We start from the raw sequence: 15,997 nt of genomic DNA, 5'->3' as shown, positions 1-15,997 counted from the left end.
TAACACCATTAAAGACCTTGATGGGTTTTTCTGTCCACTTAAATGTTCAACTTAAATTTTACAATCTGCCAAATAATAAAAGCCCACCTTAGTAAGGTGAGCGTGATTATTGATATTAAGCTTTAACGATGTTTGCAGCTTGCAGACCACGACATGTATCGCAGCGAATAGCAAATTTAAAAGCCCTTGACCACGAATTAATGTGATTATCCATCCAAACCCAACACGCACGACTAGACAAACAGAACATTTGTTCGTATAATGAGATCATTAGTATCTTTGGAGGCTTTGACATGAATGACTATGACTATCGCTTTGAAACAAAACGTGTGGTATTCGTGATTGATACCAAATCTTTTTATGCTTCTGTCGAAGCCGTGGCCCGTGGTTTGCACCCAATGAAAGTACCGTTAGTCGTGGTATCAAAAGGCCCTAATGTTGGCGGTGGTGGCTTAGTGCTGGCAACATCCCCAATGGCTAAAAAGCGATATGGCTTAAAACATAATGTCAGCCGTCTGAAAGATTTACAAGGATTACCTGATCTTATTCAAGTCCCACCACGCATGAACCACTATATTGACATCAATCTAGCAATTAACAAGATTTATCGTCAATATGTTGCCGACCAGGATTGGCACCCTTATTCCATTGATGAAAGTCTCTTGGATATGACGGATACATGGGAATTTTTTGGGTCAACACCACAAGCAGTCGCCCGTAAAATCCAGCTCGACGTCCATGCCCAAACCGGCTTATACACTACTGTTGGCATCGGGGATAACCCCACTTTGGCAAAAATTGCGTTAGATTTGTATGCCAAGCACGACCCCTCATTCATTGGTGATCTTCATTTTGAAACCGTGCCAGAAAAATTGTGGCCAATCAATCAACTAGATCGTATCTGGTCAATTGGTCATCGCACCGCTCACAAACTCAATCAAATGGGCATTTATAGCATGGGTGACTTAGCACATGCGAACCCATTTCGTTTAAGGAAAGTTTTTGGCCCACAAAACGGGCTACGCTTATACGCCTTAGCTTGGGGCGTTGACCGGACGCTCATTCGCGAAAAAGTGGTCCCCGCGTCTCAAAGTCTAGGCAATTCTCAAATTCTGCCACACCCCTATACTGATATCAACGATATCCGCATCGTTTTGCAAGAAATTGTGGCGCAAGTTGCTACCCGTTTACGTCAACAGCATTTGCTGGCGGGCACCATCAGTATTCAGATTAACAGCTTCACAACGCGTCAGCAGTGGCAGCAGACACAACGGTTAGCGACCCCGACTAATGTCACTCAAATTTTACAACGACACGCAGCCGTCTTATTGACCCAACATTGGCAAAGCGGTGTTGTCCAGCAATTGGCTGTTTACTTTGGCGAGCTATCATCAGATACTGTGACGCAGTTGGATTTGTTTAACACCCCAGCCACACTCGCCAAACAACAGCAACTCGACCAGGCAATCGATCAGATTCGACAACGTTTTGGTCTGACTAAGCTCGTGTATGGCGCATCACTTGATGCAGCAGCAACGGCCATCAGTCGCGCCAATTTAGTCGGTGGACATCAAGGTGGGCTAGTAAATGACTGAACAATACCCAAATTATGAGCCAAGCTGGCCATTGCAAGTTTTTGGTCAGCTTTATCATGACCAAGGCATGAAAAAATGGGGTGGCTTTTATCTCTCTGATCACACAGCAGCCCGGCAGCGCGAAACCGAAACAGCAGCAGCTGTCGCTGCTCGGCAACGTCACGCGCAAATGAACCTGTCTGATATGATGGCACTGGCACAGTTAGCCATCGAAAAACAGCTATCAGTTACCGCACAAAGCAACACCGCCACCTATAATTTAGCTGGAGATCTTGTCTTGCCCCCACTCATCCAGGGCCCCATTACCGGTTACACCACACAACATCTCCGAATTGCACAAACAATCTTAGCTTGGGCGGACATGCGCTGGTTGGCTATACTTGACGAACATCAGAAAAGCACCACTTCACCAAGCCGTTAGTTTCCATCACGATAAAAATCACAAGTTTATCTGCAAAACATCATTATATTTGTTATGATAGTGCTATCTGTGTTTAAATTCATCGGAACTTTTGGAGGAACTTTCAGTTATGCAACGCGTGTTTTATCGCATGATTAACACCGCCACTTTAATCTTGTTACTGCTGGCACTCTTCTTATCATTGCAATCCAGTACACTATCACCCTGGCAACTGGGTAATCGGTTGATTATCGGTCTTTTTGTGGTGCTATTGCTGGCTTATGTTGGAACACTTTTATCCCTAAAACGGCCAATCGCCACAATTTGGCGGTGGGTTAAATCCCATCACAATATCTTATTCTGGCTAGCATTTTGTCTACTGGTAGGCTGGCAAGTCGCATTACTCATGACGTTGCAAACTGACGTTGGTTCAGATGCGCAAGTGATTTTAGGTGGTTTAGAAACCCCACAAACCATTGCCCACTATTTATCCATTAATCCCAACAATACCATGTATTTTTTCATGAGTTTCGTCATGTCAAAAGTGATTGGGACCCAATTATGGGCATTTAAATTAGCGACGCTTGTCATCATTGATGTCTCAGTCCTACTCTTTCGCTTATTTGCTAAAACATATTTTAACTCACGCGCGATTGCCAATAGTGCGACTTTAATTTTTGCCTACTTTGTCATGGCTCAACCTATCTTTATCCTCCCTTACACGGATAACTACGGCCTCTTATTTACCAGTTTGGCACTCCTTTGCCTACTCAAAGGATTTAAAACCAACAAATGGGGATTTCTGTACCTCACGTTAGCTGGTATCGCCCTGGGATTGCTCTACTTATTGCGCCCTAGCGCCATTATCTTTGTCATCGCCTTGGTTGTTTTTTTGATCATCTCACCAAAGTATTTGCGTCGTACGCAATCGCTTAAAAAAACAGTACTGTTAGGGCTGACTGGTGGCTTGTTTTTTGCCATGACTGTCGTATCGTTTAATAGTTACGTGGCGAAACAACAAATCGTTACCATTGATCCGACAAAAGGGTTTCCTGCCGTCCATTATATTTTGCTCGGTAGTTACGGTAATCCTGAGGATAAAAACACGGTGCACGGCACATTTAATGACGCAGATTACCGATTCGCCATTGCTTATCCCAATAAAGACGCGCGCAAAAAGCCAGAATTACAGCGCCTGATTGCTCGTACGCAAGAACGCGGACTGGGCGGTTCGTTGAAATTCTATCTCATGAAATATAGTGATAATGTCGATACTGGTATCATGGGGGCCCACCGCGAGCAGTTGTGGTCAACCGTCCGGACACTCAAACAAAAAAATACCGCCAGTCAAAAGTTACAAGATGTCATTTATCAACATAACATTCAAGTGGGTGATCGCGTCACTTGGCATGCGAATTACCAATTTATCATGCAACTGGTTTGGTTACTCATTTTAGTTGCTATGATTTATACGACCTGGTTTTATCAAACAAACGCTAAAACGACCCTGATTTCACTTATCTTACTTGGTGGTCTCCTGTTCTTATTGATTTTTGAATCCGGTGGGACAAAATACATGATTCAATACACGCCATTTATCAGTTTATTAGCCGGCTATGGCCTTTATCACATGTGTCAACGACAAACATACATGAGCCGCCATTAATTAAAAAGCTGAAGTAGCCATGACTACTTCAGCTTTTTTACTTGTCGTTTTACAGCCATCTAAACACGACGATATTGCTTTAAACCGCGAATATTGATCACGGTCAAAATGATGAAGAAACTAAGTAAAACCAAACAGTCAAACCAAATATGGGTCAGACCGAAACCTTGCATCATAATTTTTTTATCTGCATTGGCGACATATGTCAAAGGCAGAATGTATTGTACTTTCGCAAGCCACGGGTTGATGGTATCCAACGGCACAATCCCTGAAAAGAAAATTTGTGGCACGACAATCAGCGGAATAAACTGCATCATTTGGAATTCGGAAGCCGCAAAAGTCGACATCAAGATACCTAGCGCCAACGCAACTAATGCTAAGAGTATATTCGTCACAATAATCCAACCAATCCGGCCAACAATTGGCAAGTGCAATACGTATACCATGTACAAAACAATCGTTAACGTTTGTAAAATGGCAAGCACGCCATAGCTAATGGTATAGCCAAAAATAATCTGTCCACGACGAACTGGGGTAGCCAATAAGCGTTCAAGCGTCCCTGTTGTGCGCTCCTTCAAAATAGCCATGCCACTCACTAAAAAGACGAAGAAAAAGACAAAGAATCCCATTAGAATAGGTAACACCGTATCCATATACCGTGTCTGACTATTACCATATAGATAAGTTTGTTCTACCTTTGGCTGAAGTTGTGCGTCAAACGCTTGAGAATGAGGTAACGCACTAACGACCTGCAACAATGTTTGCAACTTATTTTGCGTTAAGGTATTTTGTAGGGCTGCTTTGGCTAAAGTTGTTTTATTCACATCCAAATTAGCATACGTTGCCTGATACGTATGCGTGGCCTTTTTGTAGACAATCACGCTATCGACCCGCTGCGCTTTTAACGCATCATGCGCAGCCGCTTCAGTCGCATAACTAGTTTGCGTGACGTGTTTGACCTGACCGAGTTGCTTGGCCACAGGCGCTGGCATCTGTACCGTACCAATTCTGACAGACGGTGTTGCATTCGTATTAAAAATTTAATTCATCAACGTTAAAATTAACAACGGTGCCAAAAACATCAACGCCAATGTACGTTTATCCTTCGCCAATTCCTTTAAAATACGTTGTCCAATGACCATACTTTTCATCATCTGGTAACCTCGACTTCCGCTTTTAAGAACACCTGCTCTACTGTTGAAACGTCATACTGTGCTTTGAGTGCAGCAGGACTATCATCAGCGATAATGCGGCCATCAAAAAGGAGCACAACGCGATCAACTCTTTCAGCTTCGTCCATCACATGCGTGGTCATCAAAATATTTTTTTTGTTGGCTTGTTGACGCCGTAATTCCTCCCAGATTTGAACGCGCAGCGCAGGATCAATGCCGACCGTGGGTTCATCTAAAATTAATAAATCCGGCTCCCCTAACAATGCAATGGCGAGTGACAGGCGGCGTTTCATCCCACCCGAATAGCCTTTAACTTGTTGTTTTAAGGCAGCAGTTAAATCAACAATCTGCGCCACCCGACTAATTTCGTGATTAACAGCTTTGATATCACGCATTTATGCGAAAAACTTGAGATTATCATAGCCAGTCAGCGTCTCATAAAGCGCATCATTTTGTGCCATATAGCCAATCTGAGCTAACGCTTTGCGATTTGGCATCCGCGTCTCAAAAATATACGCTTCGCCTGTGTCAGCTTGTGTCATGCCAAGGGCTAGTTTAATCACCGTTGATTTTCCCGAACCAGACGGGCCAATTAACCCTAATAATTGTCCCGTTGGTAACTGCAAGCTCACTTGGTCAAGCACTGTACGTGCCCCATATGATTTCGTCATATTTTGGAGTGCCAAAATAGTTGTCATCCGCATTCTCCGTCATTCAATTTTACTTGATTATACGGCTGCGAAAATCATAAGTAAACACTTCTGCCACTCACAGTAGTGTACTGCCTGTCATTAACACAAAAAGCTGAAGTAGCACTGTCTACCTCAGCTTTTATTTGAGCAAAGTCCCAATCCAATAAGTAAATCCCATCGTAATCACACCCGTTAAAACATTACGCAATATAGCGGGTAATTTTGGTGCGTGACCTGACCAGGCGCTCAACCAGCCAGTCAAGAAGAGTGCCCACAGCGTGGCCATGACGGTACCAATCACTTTATAGTCCTGCGGCAAAAATGCCACGGCTAATAGTGGCCAAATCCCCCCAGAAACTGAGGCGATAAAGGATGATACTAACGCATGTGACGGGCTTAAATATTCACTCACAACAATCCCATGCTTAATCTGAACATAGTGTTTTAAAGCATCCTTGACCATTAAATCATCAGCGACTTGGGCCGCCAATTCAGGGGTTGCACCTCGTTGTTCATAATACGTCGCAATTTCATCATGGACGACTTGCGGTTGTGTGGCTAATAAGGTTTCAGCCTTGGCAACAACGGCTTGTTCGGTATCTTTTTGAGACGACACAGATACAAATTCACCAGAAGCCATGGAAAAAGCGACCGCAAACATTTCAGCAACGCCCGCCACAAAAATAACCGTGTTATTTGTTGTCGCACCCGTGACCCCTAAAATAACACCGGCACCACCAATGATCCCATCGTTAGCACCTAAAACCCCTGCACGAATAATATTTAATCTTTCAGATAATGATAATTTCTTTTTTGTCATGTTAAGCAACCATGAGTAAACCAACTACATACGTGACCCCCATGGTCACGACTCCCATAAACACATTCCGTAAAATCACTCGTGTTTTCGGCGTATTGCCATAAACGGCTGAGAAATAGCCCGTTAACACAAGCGCTAACACCACAAACACAAGTGTGGTAATGACGCGATAAGGTGCCGGCACTAGCGTCATGCCAACCATCGGTAAAATCGCCCCAATTGGAAAAGCGATCATCGAGGCCAATGCCGCTTCAATTGGTGAAATCAAATTATCTTCATCAATGCCATAACGGGCATGTAACGTTTCGTTCAAGGCATCTTGCTGCATCGTTTGTTGCGCTAATGCACGGGCATGCTCGGCAGTAATGCCATCAGCTAAATAGTGTTGCGTTAGAAATTCTTTTTCTTGGTTAAAATGTTGATCCAACGCCATAATCTGCTGTGCGCGTGCTGCGCGTTCAGAATCTAGCTGTGAGTTAACCGAGACATATTCCCCCGTCGCCATGGAAAAAGTCCCCGCAATGGTAGCCGTTAACCCAGCCAAGAAAATGGCCCAAGCATTCATTGAGGCCCCGTAGACCCCAAAAACAACGCCTGCAATCGAGATAATCCCATCATTAGCACCCATCACAATGGCGCGTAAAATATTAATTCGTTTACTAATATGCATTTCCATGGGGACATTATAGCACAAAATAACACGTGTTTCAGCTTAAAATCTGTCAAAAATGAGATGTTTAATCGTTGTCACACCAGACTATATCGCGTGATTATTAAGTGTGGTACGATAATACTATCAGCATATCTTCATGGCCAATTATCAGGGCGCATTGAAAAATCAGGAGTGTTATTGTGAACACATTCATCTATGAAACCATCGTCACAATTGTTGAAGAAAAGTCCTTCCAAAAAGCATCTGAAAAACTCAACATTACAGCCAGTGCGGTCAGTCATGCCATTAATCAAATCGAAAAAAAATACGGGTTCCCCATTTTTATTCGTAACCGTGCGGAAGTCTCCCTAACGACGAACGGCGCACAACTTTACCCCATTTTTCGTAAAATTCTCGCCGAAGAAACAGAACTCGAAAAAACAGTGCAAGCAATCCAAGGTTTAGAATCTGGGGTCATTAAAATTGGGGCCTTTAGTAGTGTCTGCATTAATTGGCTACCCGATATTTTGCGTAATTACGCCAAACAGTTTCCCAATATCGCCGTTTCTCTGACCCAAGATAACTTTTCAGATATTAGCCAACACGTCGCCTATGAAGAACTTGACCTCGGCTTTACGCTTCTCCCCGTCTCCGAAAACGTCAAAGTCACTGAACTCCTGCGCGATGAAATTAAGTGTGTCGCGCCTGCAAACTTTCAGCCTCGTAATGGGAAAACTATTACTAAGGCAGATTTAAAAGGTGTTCAATTCATGTTGCAAAAAGCGGATTATGACCGTGACACCAAAAAAACATTGGATTTTTACGATGTTCGTCCAAATACTATTAACTTCTCCATTGATGATCAATCAATTGTTTCAATGGTTGAAGCAGGCCTGGGCTTCGGCATTTTACCTGATTTAGCACTTAGAAAACTAAGCGGTGACGTCAGCATTTTCTCATTCGATGAACCTTTTTACCGCACCATCGCCCTTGTCCAAAGTAAAAACGACATTTTATCGCCAGCCGTGCGTGCCTTAGTACAAGAAATTGAAACTTATCTCAGCTAAAAAAGCCAATCTGTCATTACGATTGGCTTTTTATTGTGCAACAAACAGGTGCTGATGTAATGCTTTGCCCAAACGCGCAATCCCTGTTCTGATGTCGTCTGGCGTTGCACCAGTAAAGTTTAACCGGAATTGATGAGTCACCTGCCGTGAAGCATATTGCATCTCTGATGGCACATAGACAACTTTGGCTTGTGATAACATCTGTTCGGCTAATAATGTGGTTGCATTAACCCCTTCGGGCAAACTTACCCAGATAAAGAAGCCACCATTTGGCTGCGTAAACGTCACTGTGTCTGGCATATCAGCAGCTAAACAAGCTAACATCAACGCACATTTATCACGATATTTGGCATTAATGGTGGCAATGTGTGCTTGAATGTCATGCTTGGCTAAATAGTGATCAATCGCCATCAAGCTAATATACGACGGTTGGATATCAAGTCCTGATTTGATTTTTAAGAACAATGCCATTAATGCTGGATTGGCCACAAGCCAGCCCGTACGCAAAGCCGGCGATAAAATTTTAGAGAAACTAGAAATTAAAATCACCCGACCATCTGTGTCTAATGCCGCTAATGATGGCACGGCCTCGCCAGTGTAACGCAAATAACGGTAAGGGCTATCTTCAATGATGTAAAAGTCATATTGTGCGGCTAAAGCTAATAATTGCTTGCGCTTCGCCAAGCTCATGGTTACCCCAGTTGGATTTTGAAAATCGGGAATCGTATAGACAAATTTTGTCTCTGGATACTGCTGTAAGGTTGCTTCTAACTGTGCCATATCCATGCCATCAGCTTCTAACCTCACTTCATGATAAATCGGCTCATAGCTATCAAAAGCATCTAAAGCCCCCATATAAGTTGGTGCTTCAACGATAATATGATCATCCTTATCTAAAAAGGCGCGCCCAATAATATCAATGGCTTGTTGCCCGCCTTGCGTCATCATAATTTGATCAGCTGTTGGTCGGTAATCAAAATAAGTTGCCATCAAAGCCGCAATTTTTTCTCGCAGTGATAATGGCCCTTGCGTATCGTGATATTGAAAAATTGACGCACCTGCCGTAGCAATCGCTTCATTAAAAGCCTGAGCTAAAGCCTCGCTAGGAAAAACCGCTTCATCTGGCAGTCCCATTCCAAAAGAAATATTTTCTGGATCAGCCGCCTGGGCAAAAATTTGATCCATGTTTAACTCTGCTGTTTGTTGGTAACGGGTTGATAAATGTGATCGTGTCATAAGCGTTTAGTCCTCTTGCTTTCTTGACAACTATCATACCCGAATCCAAACATGAATATGACGAAACTATTTTAATTTAACATGAATAAAATTCATTCATAATCAGTTACACTGATTGTCGCAAGATTTGCCGATAGCGCATGACAAGGCTTAACGTCGTGGCAACCAATATCGCAGCGACACAATACACCGCAAAATAGCCAAAATAACTGGCAAAAATCCCCCATATAATGGCCCCCATACCATAGGCCACGTCCGTTCCGGATGAAAAAATAGCGGTCGCACGACCACGCTGCACTGGTAAGACATCCCGTAGTACGACGGCATTCATCAAGGGCATCAACAACGCAAAGCCAAGGCCAATTAATCCGCCGGCGATCAAAAATCCCCCAATGCCTGGACTAAACGCAATGCATACATACGCACTGGCAATCATCACAATACTACTACCTACTAAGGTCAGCGTGTGAAAATACAGATACAACTTAGCAAACCAAATCCGTGCTAAAACACCAACCAGCGCTTGCACAGTAAAACTTAAACCAACTAGCGTCAAGGGCAACCCTTTTTCAAACCCAAATTGGACTAAAAAGGCGGCCACGGCGGCGTTGGCGAAAGCAGCAATAAAAACAACCAAACTTGGCGCCCAAATACTCACTTGTGCAAGCAATGCCAAAATTCCAACTAGAGACGTTGCCGCAGTCGTTTGCTGCGTTTTGAGATTATACGTGTCACGCACCAAAACCGTTAAACCGAGTGCCACAACAACCAAACCCAGACTGAAATAAAACATCGCCTGAAATCCCCAATGATTGACAATTAAGAGGCCAATTGCTGGCCCAACTGCTGCTGGTAAGGTTTGTGAAATACTGAAGTAGCCTAACCCAATGGATAGCTGTCGTGGGGGTAATTTATCAGCGACCAGCGTCGCAACTGCGGTGCTTTGAGTGCCATTACCAATACCTTGAAACGCACGCAGTAAAATCAAAACAAGTAATGATTGACTAAAAATCAGTAAGCCGAAATCGACCACTAAAACAAGCAACCCAATCACGATTAATGGCTTGCGTCCAAAGCGATCAATCATTTTACCCACAGGCACACGCGCTACCAAGGCTGCTAGCCCCCAAATCCCAATCACCAAGCCCGACATCATCGCATTGCCACCTAATTGCGTTACATATAATGGTAACGTCCCCATTTGTGCGGTCACGGCGGTCATGACCATAAAATTAATCACCATTAACAACAGAAAATCTTGTTGAAAAAGACGCTGCGTCTGACTAACATGGCGGTCTTTGGCGGCGTCTTTGGTATGCGGCATTAGCCGATCATGCTGTTGTATCATAGGCTGACCAGTTCAGCGGCACTGAAATCTTGACCAGCTAAGCGCGCTAGGAATTTCTGTGTACGATGATCTTGTGGTGTATTAAAGATGGCTGCAGGCGTCCCTGATTCGACCACAACACCACCTTCCATGTACAAAATACGATCCGCCACTTCATAAGCAAATTGCATTTCATGGGTCACAACAATCATCGTATGCCCGGCTTGCGCTAGTTTTTTCATGGCAGTTAACACTTCCCCCACCAGTTCCGGATCAAGCGCACTCGTTGGTTCATCAAATAGAAGCAATTCTGGTTCCATGGCCATCGCCCGCGCAATGCCGGCACATTGCTGTTGGCCACCGGAAAGCTGTGCGGGATAATAGTTCACGCGAATCAACCCTTCAATTACATTTTGTAAAACCGTCACATTTGGGAACAAAGCATGTCCTTGAAACACCATCGCTGTTTTTAAAATTAAGTCACGCGTATTTTTGGGGTCATGACCAGCAAAATCTTTGGTCACCTCATCAATTCTAATCTGACCACGATCTGCCTTTTCTAACGTGTTAAGACAACGCAAAAAGGTTGTTTTGCCCGATCCAGAAGGGCCTAAAATGACAATCACCTCGCCTTTTTCAATCGTAAGATTAATCCCTTTTAAAATTTCCTTGCCATAAAATGATTTATGGACATCCTGAATTGTAATAAAGCTCATGGTTGACCTCCTAATTTAGCACCACGTTGTCAGATATACCTGTACTAATCACATCGTAGGCATTGTCCAATGCCGTCATCACGATATCGCGAACGGCTGCCGATGTGTAATAGGCAATATGTGGGGTGAGTATCACATTCTCAAATGCTTCTAACGCCTGATAATATGGGTTTGTTTGAAAGCCTTGGGTATCTTCATTTTCTAAAGCATCTAAGGCCAACCCACTAAATTTACCTTGTCGGACATACAGAATTAACGCTGCGGTATCAATGACACTACCACGCGCAGTATTAATAAGTATCGCGTCATCTTTCATTTTCCCTAATGTTACCGCATTAAAACGATGATACGTTGTTTCATTTAACGGGACATGAATACTTAAGACATCACTAGCTATTAGTAACGTCTCAAAACTCACTTGCGTCAAACCCAGCGCAGTTAACGCTGGTTTGGGCGTACGGGCATAAAACAAGACACGCGCGCCCATAAAATGGAAGGTCTTGGCGACTAGACTGCCTAAGCGCCCGGCGCCATAAATACCAACCGTCACGTCCGTTAATTCTTTGCCAATCAAATGCTGCCGTGACACGGTGTGCGCTGTTCTCAGCTGTTCCGGTAACTGTCGTAGCAACATCAAGATACTCATAATCGTAAAGTGTGCGACCGATTCAGGTGAATAGTTGGGGACATTAGTCACTGTCAACTGATAGTGCTGCGCATATGTCAAATTAATATTGTCGTAACCCGTTGATTTAATCGATAGCTGTTTAATACCATTTTGCGCTAATTGTTGATACAAAGTCGCATCCGTTTGAAATGCCCGACTGGGATAAAATATCAAGGCATCATAGCCGTGCGTTAACGCGATATTGTCATGGGACAATGGCGCCGCGACTGTCTTAACCGACACACCATGTGTTGCTGACCATTCCGCAATCAGACGTTGTTCGATTATTGAGGCGTTAAAAAACAAAAGTTTCATCGCAGCGCCCTCACTCAAACTTCTACCTGTTGTGGTATTTTCGCGGCAGCTGCGGCCGCGGCAATCCGTTTTATCCCTTCAGTAATGGTTTCTGGCGTTGGCAACGTAAAATTCAATCGAAAATATTGGTCATATCCCTGACCGGCAGCACTCATAATATTGCCCGGAATTACCCCAACATGCCGGCGATCTAATTCATCATAGAAAACAGTCGGATCAATATCATCGTTGAGTTTCACCGAGACAAAGTAACCCCCATCCGGGGCAACAAAGCTTAAATACTCTGAGCCATATTGTTGTAAAGCTGTCACCATCGCCGCCATTTTCACTTGATAAAGCGCCTTGAGATAGGCAATATGAGCATTAAACTCATCATCTTCAATCAATTGACTCGCTAAGTACTGCCAGTACAAATTGGCAAACGAATCCGCCACCTGTTTGACCAAGACCAACTTTTGGAATACCGGCTTTGGTGCCAGTAAGAAGCCTAATCGTGACCCCGGTGCCAAAATTTTTGAAAATGAACCCGCATAAATCACATGACCAGACACATCAAATGATTTGATTTTTGGTAACGCCGGCGTATCCATGTACAATAAATCACCATATGGATCATCTTCATAAATCATGACCTGATGAGCTTGGCAAATGTCGTAAATGCGTTGCCGATCGGCCGCTGACATCGACGTGCCAATGGGATTTTGAAAGGTCGGAATCAAGTAAAGTAGCTTAATTTTATGGGTCACATCGGCCGCTAAAGTTTGGGCTAACACGTCTGGGTCAATACTGCCACGGTTAATATCAAATGGAAGTCCCTGCACTTGACCCCCGTAAGATTTGATGGCATTCACGGCACCAACAAAAGTTTGTTCTTCCGTCAGCACAATATCCCCTTCATTGACGAAAATTTTAAACACCAAATCCATCCCCTGCGTTGAACCAGACGTAATCAGCACATCATTATTGACAACATCCAGACCCTGTTCGGCTGCTAAGCGCGTTTTAATTTGTTCACGTAATTTCGGAATCCCTTCACTTTCACCATACTGCATAAATTCTAAGGCATGCTCACGGTAAATGCGTTCTGATATTTTTGCTAATTTTGCGACCGGAAAGTCCTCATTGCTGGGATACCCATAAGTAAGCTTAATAAAATCATCAGCAATCTGCACTTGCTTTGCCTGCTCCCGCAGGGTATTTGGTTGTAATGACGCCACGCGCGTGGCAAATTGGTATTGCTGTTCTGACATATTGAACTCCTTTATATTTCTTAGGCATAACGCACTTTAAAGCGGATGAGGAAGGCTTGCGTGCGCGGTTCTTGTGGGGCTTCAAAAATTTGCTGTGGTGTCCCTTGTTCGACAATAGCGCCATCGGCCATGAAAATCACCCGATCACTGACTTCATAAGCAAACTGCATTTCATGGGTCACAAGAATCATTGACACACCGGCCTGTTTAACTGCCTTCATGACTTTTAACACTTCGCCAACTAGTTCTGGATCTAGGGCCGCAGTTGGTTCGTCAAATAACAAGACGGTTGGATGCACCGCCAAAGCACGGGCAATCCCAATACGTTGCTGCTGACCACCCGATAATTGCGCCGGATAATAGTCGCCAAAGTCCGCTAAGCCGATAGCTTGTAACAACTCTGTGGCACGATCAAAAGCTGCCGTCTGGCTCACTTGGTGGACTAACGTCATGGGTTCCATGATATTTTGGCGCGCAGTTTTATTGAGAAACAACGCATAATTCTGAAAGACTATTCCCATGCTGCGCCGGAGTTTCATCACATCATCTGTCGTGGCTTGGTCAAATGACACCCAATCCCCATCGACTTTGATGGCACCAGAATCAGCCTGTTCCAGAAAATTTAAACACCGAAGAAACGTGGTTTTACCTGATCCAGAAGGCCCTAAAATTGTCACCACTTCACCAGGTTGCAAAGCTAAATCTACGCCTTTCAAGACTTCATGATTATTGAACTTTTTACGTAATGCTTTCACTTCAATCATGCGCGTGCCCTTTCCATTTTTTTAGCAAATTTCAATTCAAAGCGGTGTACCGCCTGTTCAATCAAAATGGTCATCAGCCAATAAACAACGGCTGCTGCGATATACGCTTCAAAGTATTTATAATTTGAACTGGCCGATTGCGTAGCTGCCGAGAAGATTTCCACCACTGAAACCAATGAAGCAATCGCGGTGCCTTTAATCAAATTAATCAACATGTTGACAATCATTGGGAAAGCCACTGGAAAAGCTTGCGGAATCAGTACCCGTCGAATGGTTTGCAATCGTGTCATTCCCAGTGAACGGGCCACATCAAATTGGACGGTCTTCACCGACTCAAAGGCGCCACGGAAGGCTTCACTGAGACCAACCATCGCCATCAACGACAGCCCAATAATTGCTAACAGGCTCATCGGCAAGTCACCATATTTGATCTGTAACCCGATGGCCTTAGCGATACTATTAAAGTTTTGCGAGGTAATTAAAAAGATGACCAAGAAAACTAAGATCAACGGCACCCCTTTCAGAATTGTAATCACGGTGCCTATCATTGGGGATAACACCGGCACCTGATAGAAACGAATCAAAGCCACCACTAACCCCAAAGCGCCACCAATAATAAGACTAACAACCGCCATGTATAAGGTGATCGGCACGTAACGGATTACTGTCAGGATCACCTGAAAAATAAAGCCCAAATCAAATGTCATAGTTCTCTCCCGTTAATCCTTTGGTACATAGTCGCCCTTGAGCCACTTTTCGCTTAATGCCTTCAATGTGCCATCCGCCTTCAGTTCTTTCATCGCCTTGTTGACAGCAGCAATGAGCTTTGGATCCGCAGCCTTATTAAACATTGGGTAAGCGTTTGAATGGTTAACTGATTGACCAGCAATCAACTTTGTCCCAAACTGACGATTCAACAAATCAATCGAGTACTTTGGTGCTGGATAAACATTGAATTGCCCGGACTTAAAACCTTGTGCAATTTGTTCGGTGGTATACGTACCCCGAACGACTGAAAAGGCATCTGGATGGTCCTTGAGATAAGCATCCGTTAAGGTTGCCTGGTTCGTCGAGTTCGTGATATACAGCTTTTTACCCTTTGCATCAGCAAATGAGTTTAACTTACCAGTAGCAGACTGTGTTGCTAACAGTGTATCCCACACGGTATAACCAACCTGCCCAAACTTAAAGTCTTGCTCACGTTCTGCATTTTTTTCAATTTGGTAGAGGGCCATATCCGTCTTGCCACTCTTCAAATTCGTAATCAACGTTGGAAAATCAGACAACACTAACTTAAATTTGTATTGTGGCAATTTCTTATCGATTGCTTGAATTAACGCAATATCCATTCCGGCTGGCTTACCATCTTTATCGAGATAACCAAACGGCTGACCATCATTACCAGAACCAACGTTAACCGTCGTCACACCACTCGCCGATTTCGCTGATTCGCCATTGCCGTGCAACAACATCACCGCCGCTACGGCCACCGCAACAATGCCTAAACCAAGCCACAATCCTTTTTTTGAACCAGACTTCTTTTCCATCCTTATTTCCTCTTTTATCTCTCTAACTTATTTTTTCAATACGGCAGATTGTAAAATTTAAGTTGAACATTTAAGTGGACAGAAAAACCCATCAAGGTCTTTAATGGTGTT

The 15,997-nt window shown here is 43.8% G+C and carries 14 protein-coding genes and 2 pseudogenes; 4 read left to right on the top strand and 12 right to left on the bottom strand.

The annotated features are described in order from the left end of the window. Nucleotides 1–293 precede the first annotated feature (293 nt). The 3 genes from IE039_RS07505 (at nucleotide 294) to IE039_RS07495 (ending at nucleotide 3,661) form a co-directional block, all read left to right on the top strand. Entirely contained in the window at nucleotides 294–1,595 is a 1,302-nt protein-coding gene (locus IE039_RS07505) for a Y-family DNA polymerase (RefSeq protein ID WP_010006238.1), read from the top strand. Beyond that, nucleotides 1,588–2,016, top strand: coding sequence for a hypothetical protein (locus IE039_RS07500; RefSeq protein ID WP_019041250.1), 429 nt, complete (start codon nucleotides 1,588–1,590; stop codon nucleotides 2,014–2,016). Before IE039_RS07505 ends, IE039_RS07500 begins: the two co-directional genes overlap by 8 nt. 109 nt (nucleotides 2,017–2,125) lie before the next feature. Next, complete coding sequence (locus tag IE039_RS07495) at nucleotides 2,126–3,661, top strand: glycosyltransferase-like membrane protein (RefSeq protein ID WP_010005304.1); 1,536 nt, start codon at nucleotides 2,126–2,128, stop codon at nucleotides 3,659–3,661. A 59-nt stretch (nucleotides 3,662–3,720) separates the two neighbouring features. Here the strand turns inward: IE039_RS07495 and IE039_RS07490 are convergent. The 4 genes and pseudogenes from IE039_RS07490 to IE039_RS07475 form a co-directional block, all read right to left on the bottom strand. Next, a pseudogene (locus tag IE039_RS07490) lies at nucleotides 3,721–4,812 on the bottom strand (ABC transporter permease). Continuing rightward, nucleotides 4,812–5,531: pseudogene (locus IE039_RS07485) on the bottom strand (ABC transporter ATP-binding protein). The pseudogenes IE039_RS07490 and IE039_RS07485 overlap by 1 nt, the downstream one beginning before the upstream one ends. Nucleotides 5,532–5,664: 133 nt before the next feature. Continuing rightward, nucleotides 5,665–6,345 carry a VIT1/CCC1 transporter family protein gene (locus tag IE039_RS07480; protein ID WP_010005299.1) on the bottom strand — a complete coding sequence of 227 codons (681 nt, stop codon included), beginning with the start codon at nucleotides 6,343–6,345 and terminating at the stop codon, nucleotides 5,665–5,667. 1 nt (nucleotide 6,346) lies between these two features. After that, complete coding sequence (locus IE039_RS07475) at nucleotides 6,347–7,021, bottom strand: VIT1/CCC1 transporter family protein (RefSeq protein ID WP_048701626.1); 675 nt, start codon at nucleotides 7,019–7,021, stop codon at nucleotides 6,347–6,349. Between the two features lie 176 nt (nucleotides 7,022–7,197). On the opposite strand from IE039_RS07475, the gene IE039_RS07470 reads away from it, so the two are divergent. Next, the gene (locus tag IE039_RS07470; protein WP_048701627.1) at nucleotides 7,198–8,064 is read left to right on the top strand and encodes a LysR family transcriptional regulator; all 867 of its coding nucleotides are present in this window, start codon (nucleotides 7,198–7,200) and stop codon (nucleotides 8,062–8,064) included. 30 nt (nucleotides 8,065–8,094) lie between these two features. Here IE039_RS07470 and IE039_RS07465 read toward each other — a convergent pair whose 3' ends face one another. The 8 genes from IE039_RS07465 to IE039_RS07430 form a co-directional block, all read right to left on the bottom strand. Then, nucleotides 8,095–9,300, bottom strand: a complete 1,206-nt coding sequence (locus IE039_RS07465) for an aminotransferase-like domain-containing protein (RefSeq protein ID WP_146976906.1) — start codon at nucleotides 9,298–9,300, stop codon at nucleotides 8,095–8,097. Nucleotides 9,301–9,406: 106 nt separating this feature from the next. Further along, on the bottom strand, nucleotides 9,407–10,648 hold the full coding sequence (locus IE039_RS07460) for an MFS transporter (protein ID WP_229782859.1): 1,242 nt from the start codon (nucleotides 10,646–10,648) through the stop codon (nucleotides 9,407–9,409). Further along, nucleotides 10,645–11,343, bottom strand: coding sequence for an amino acid ABC transporter ATP-binding protein (locus tag IE039_RS07455; RefSeq protein WP_010002231.1), 699 nt, complete (start codon nucleotides 11,341–11,343; stop codon nucleotides 10,645–10,647). The genes IE039_RS07460 and IE039_RS07455 overlap by 4 nt, the downstream gene beginning before the upstream one ends. A gap of 10 nt (nucleotides 11,344–11,353) precedes the next feature. Next, nucleotides 11,354–12,325: an NAD(P)-dependent oxidoreductase gene (locus tag IE039_RS07450; RefSeq protein WP_010002233.1), complete on the bottom strand. Its 972-nt coding sequence runs from the start codon at nucleotides 12,323–12,325 to the stop codon at nucleotides 11,354–11,356. A 14-nt stretch (nucleotides 12,326–12,339) separates the two neighbouring features. Beyond that, on the bottom strand, nucleotides 12,340–13,575 hold the full coding sequence (locus IE039_RS07445; protein ID WP_010002235.1) for an aminotransferase-like domain-containing protein: 1,236 nt from the start codon (nucleotides 13,573–13,575) through the stop codon (nucleotides 12,340–12,342). A gap of 20 nt (nucleotides 13,576–13,595) precedes the next feature. Continuing rightward, entirely contained in the window at nucleotides 13,596–14,339 is a 744-nt protein-coding gene (locus IE039_RS07440; RefSeq protein ID WP_010002236.1) for an amino acid ABC transporter ATP-binding protein, read from the bottom strand. Next, nucleotides 14,336–15,046, bottom strand: coding sequence for an amino acid ABC transporter permease (locus IE039_RS07435; protein WP_010002237.1), 711 nt, complete (start codon nucleotides 15,044–15,046; stop codon nucleotides 14,336–14,338). Before IE039_RS07435 ends, IE039_RS07440 begins: the two co-directional genes overlap by 4 nt. A gap of 12 nt (nucleotides 15,047–15,058) precedes the next feature. Beyond that, nucleotides 15,059–15,886, bottom strand: coding sequence for a transporter substrate-binding domain-containing protein (locus tag IE039_RS07430; protein ID WP_010002238.1), 828 nt, complete (start codon nucleotides 15,884–15,886; stop codon nucleotides 15,059–15,061). Nucleotides 15,887–15,997 lie beyond the last annotated feature (111 nt).

This window comes from Leuconostoc lactis KCTC 3528 = DSM 20202 (genome assembly GCF_014651235.1).
Classification (GTDB): Bacteria; Bacillota; Bacilli; order Lactobacillales; family Lactobacillaceae; genus Leuconostoc; species Leuconostoc lactis.
Note: the sequence above shows the minus strand (reverse complement) of the source record. Positions and strands in the feature narration are given on the sequence as shown.

Excerpts from the sequence above, each read along its gene's own strand:
- IE039_RS07440 (WP_010002236.1), bottom strand. The coding sequence starts at position 14,339 with ATGATTGAAGTGAAAGCATTACGTAAAAAGTTCAATAATCATGAAGTC.
- IE039_RS07495 (WP_010005304.1), top strand. The coding sequence starts at position 2,126 with ATGCAACGCGTGTTTTATCGCATGATTAACACCGCCACTTTAATCTTG.
- IE039_RS07475 (WP_048701626.1), bottom strand. The coding sequence starts at position 7,021 with ATGGAAATGCATATTAGTAAACGAATTAATATTTTACGCGCCATTGTG.
- IE039_RS07505 (WP_010006238.1), top strand. The coding sequence starts at position 294 with ATGAATGACTATGACTATCGCTTTGAAACAAAACGTGTGGTATTCGTG.
- IE039_RS07445 (WP_010002235.1), bottom strand. The coding sequence starts at position 13,575 with ATGTCAGAACAGCAATACCAATTTGCCACGCGCGTGGCGTCATTACAA.
- IE039_RS07450 (WP_010002233.1), bottom strand. The coding sequence starts at position 12,325 with ATGAAACTTTTGTTTTTTAACGCCTCAATAATCGAACAACGTCTGATT.
- IE039_RS07430 (WP_010002238.1), bottom strand. The coding sequence starts at position 15,886 with ATGGAAAAGAAGTCTGGTTCAAAAAAAGGATTGTGGCTTGGTTTAGGC.
- IE039_RS07435 (WP_010002237.1), bottom strand. The coding sequence starts at position 15,046 with ATGACATTTGATTTGGGCTTTATTTTTCAGGTGATCCTGACAGTAATC.
- IE039_RS07465 (WP_146976906.1), bottom strand. The coding sequence starts at position 9,300 with ATGACACGATCACATTTATCAACCCGTTACCAACAAACAGCAGAGTTA.
- IE039_RS07500 (WP_019041250.1), top strand. The coding sequence starts at position 1,588 with ATGACTGAACAATACCCAAATTATGAGCCAAGCTGGCCATTGCAAGTT.
- IE039_RS07455 (WP_010002231.1), bottom strand. The coding sequence starts at position 11,343 with ATGAGCTTTATTACAATTCAGGATGTCCATAAATCATTTTATGGCAAG.
- IE039_RS07480 (WP_010005299.1), bottom strand. The coding sequence starts at position 6,345 with ATGACAAAAAAGAAATTATCATTATCTGAAAGATTAAATATTATTCGT.
- IE039_RS07460 (WP_229782859.1), bottom strand. The coding sequence starts at position 10,648 with ATGATACAACAGCATGATCGGCTAATGCCGCATACCAAAGACGCCGCC.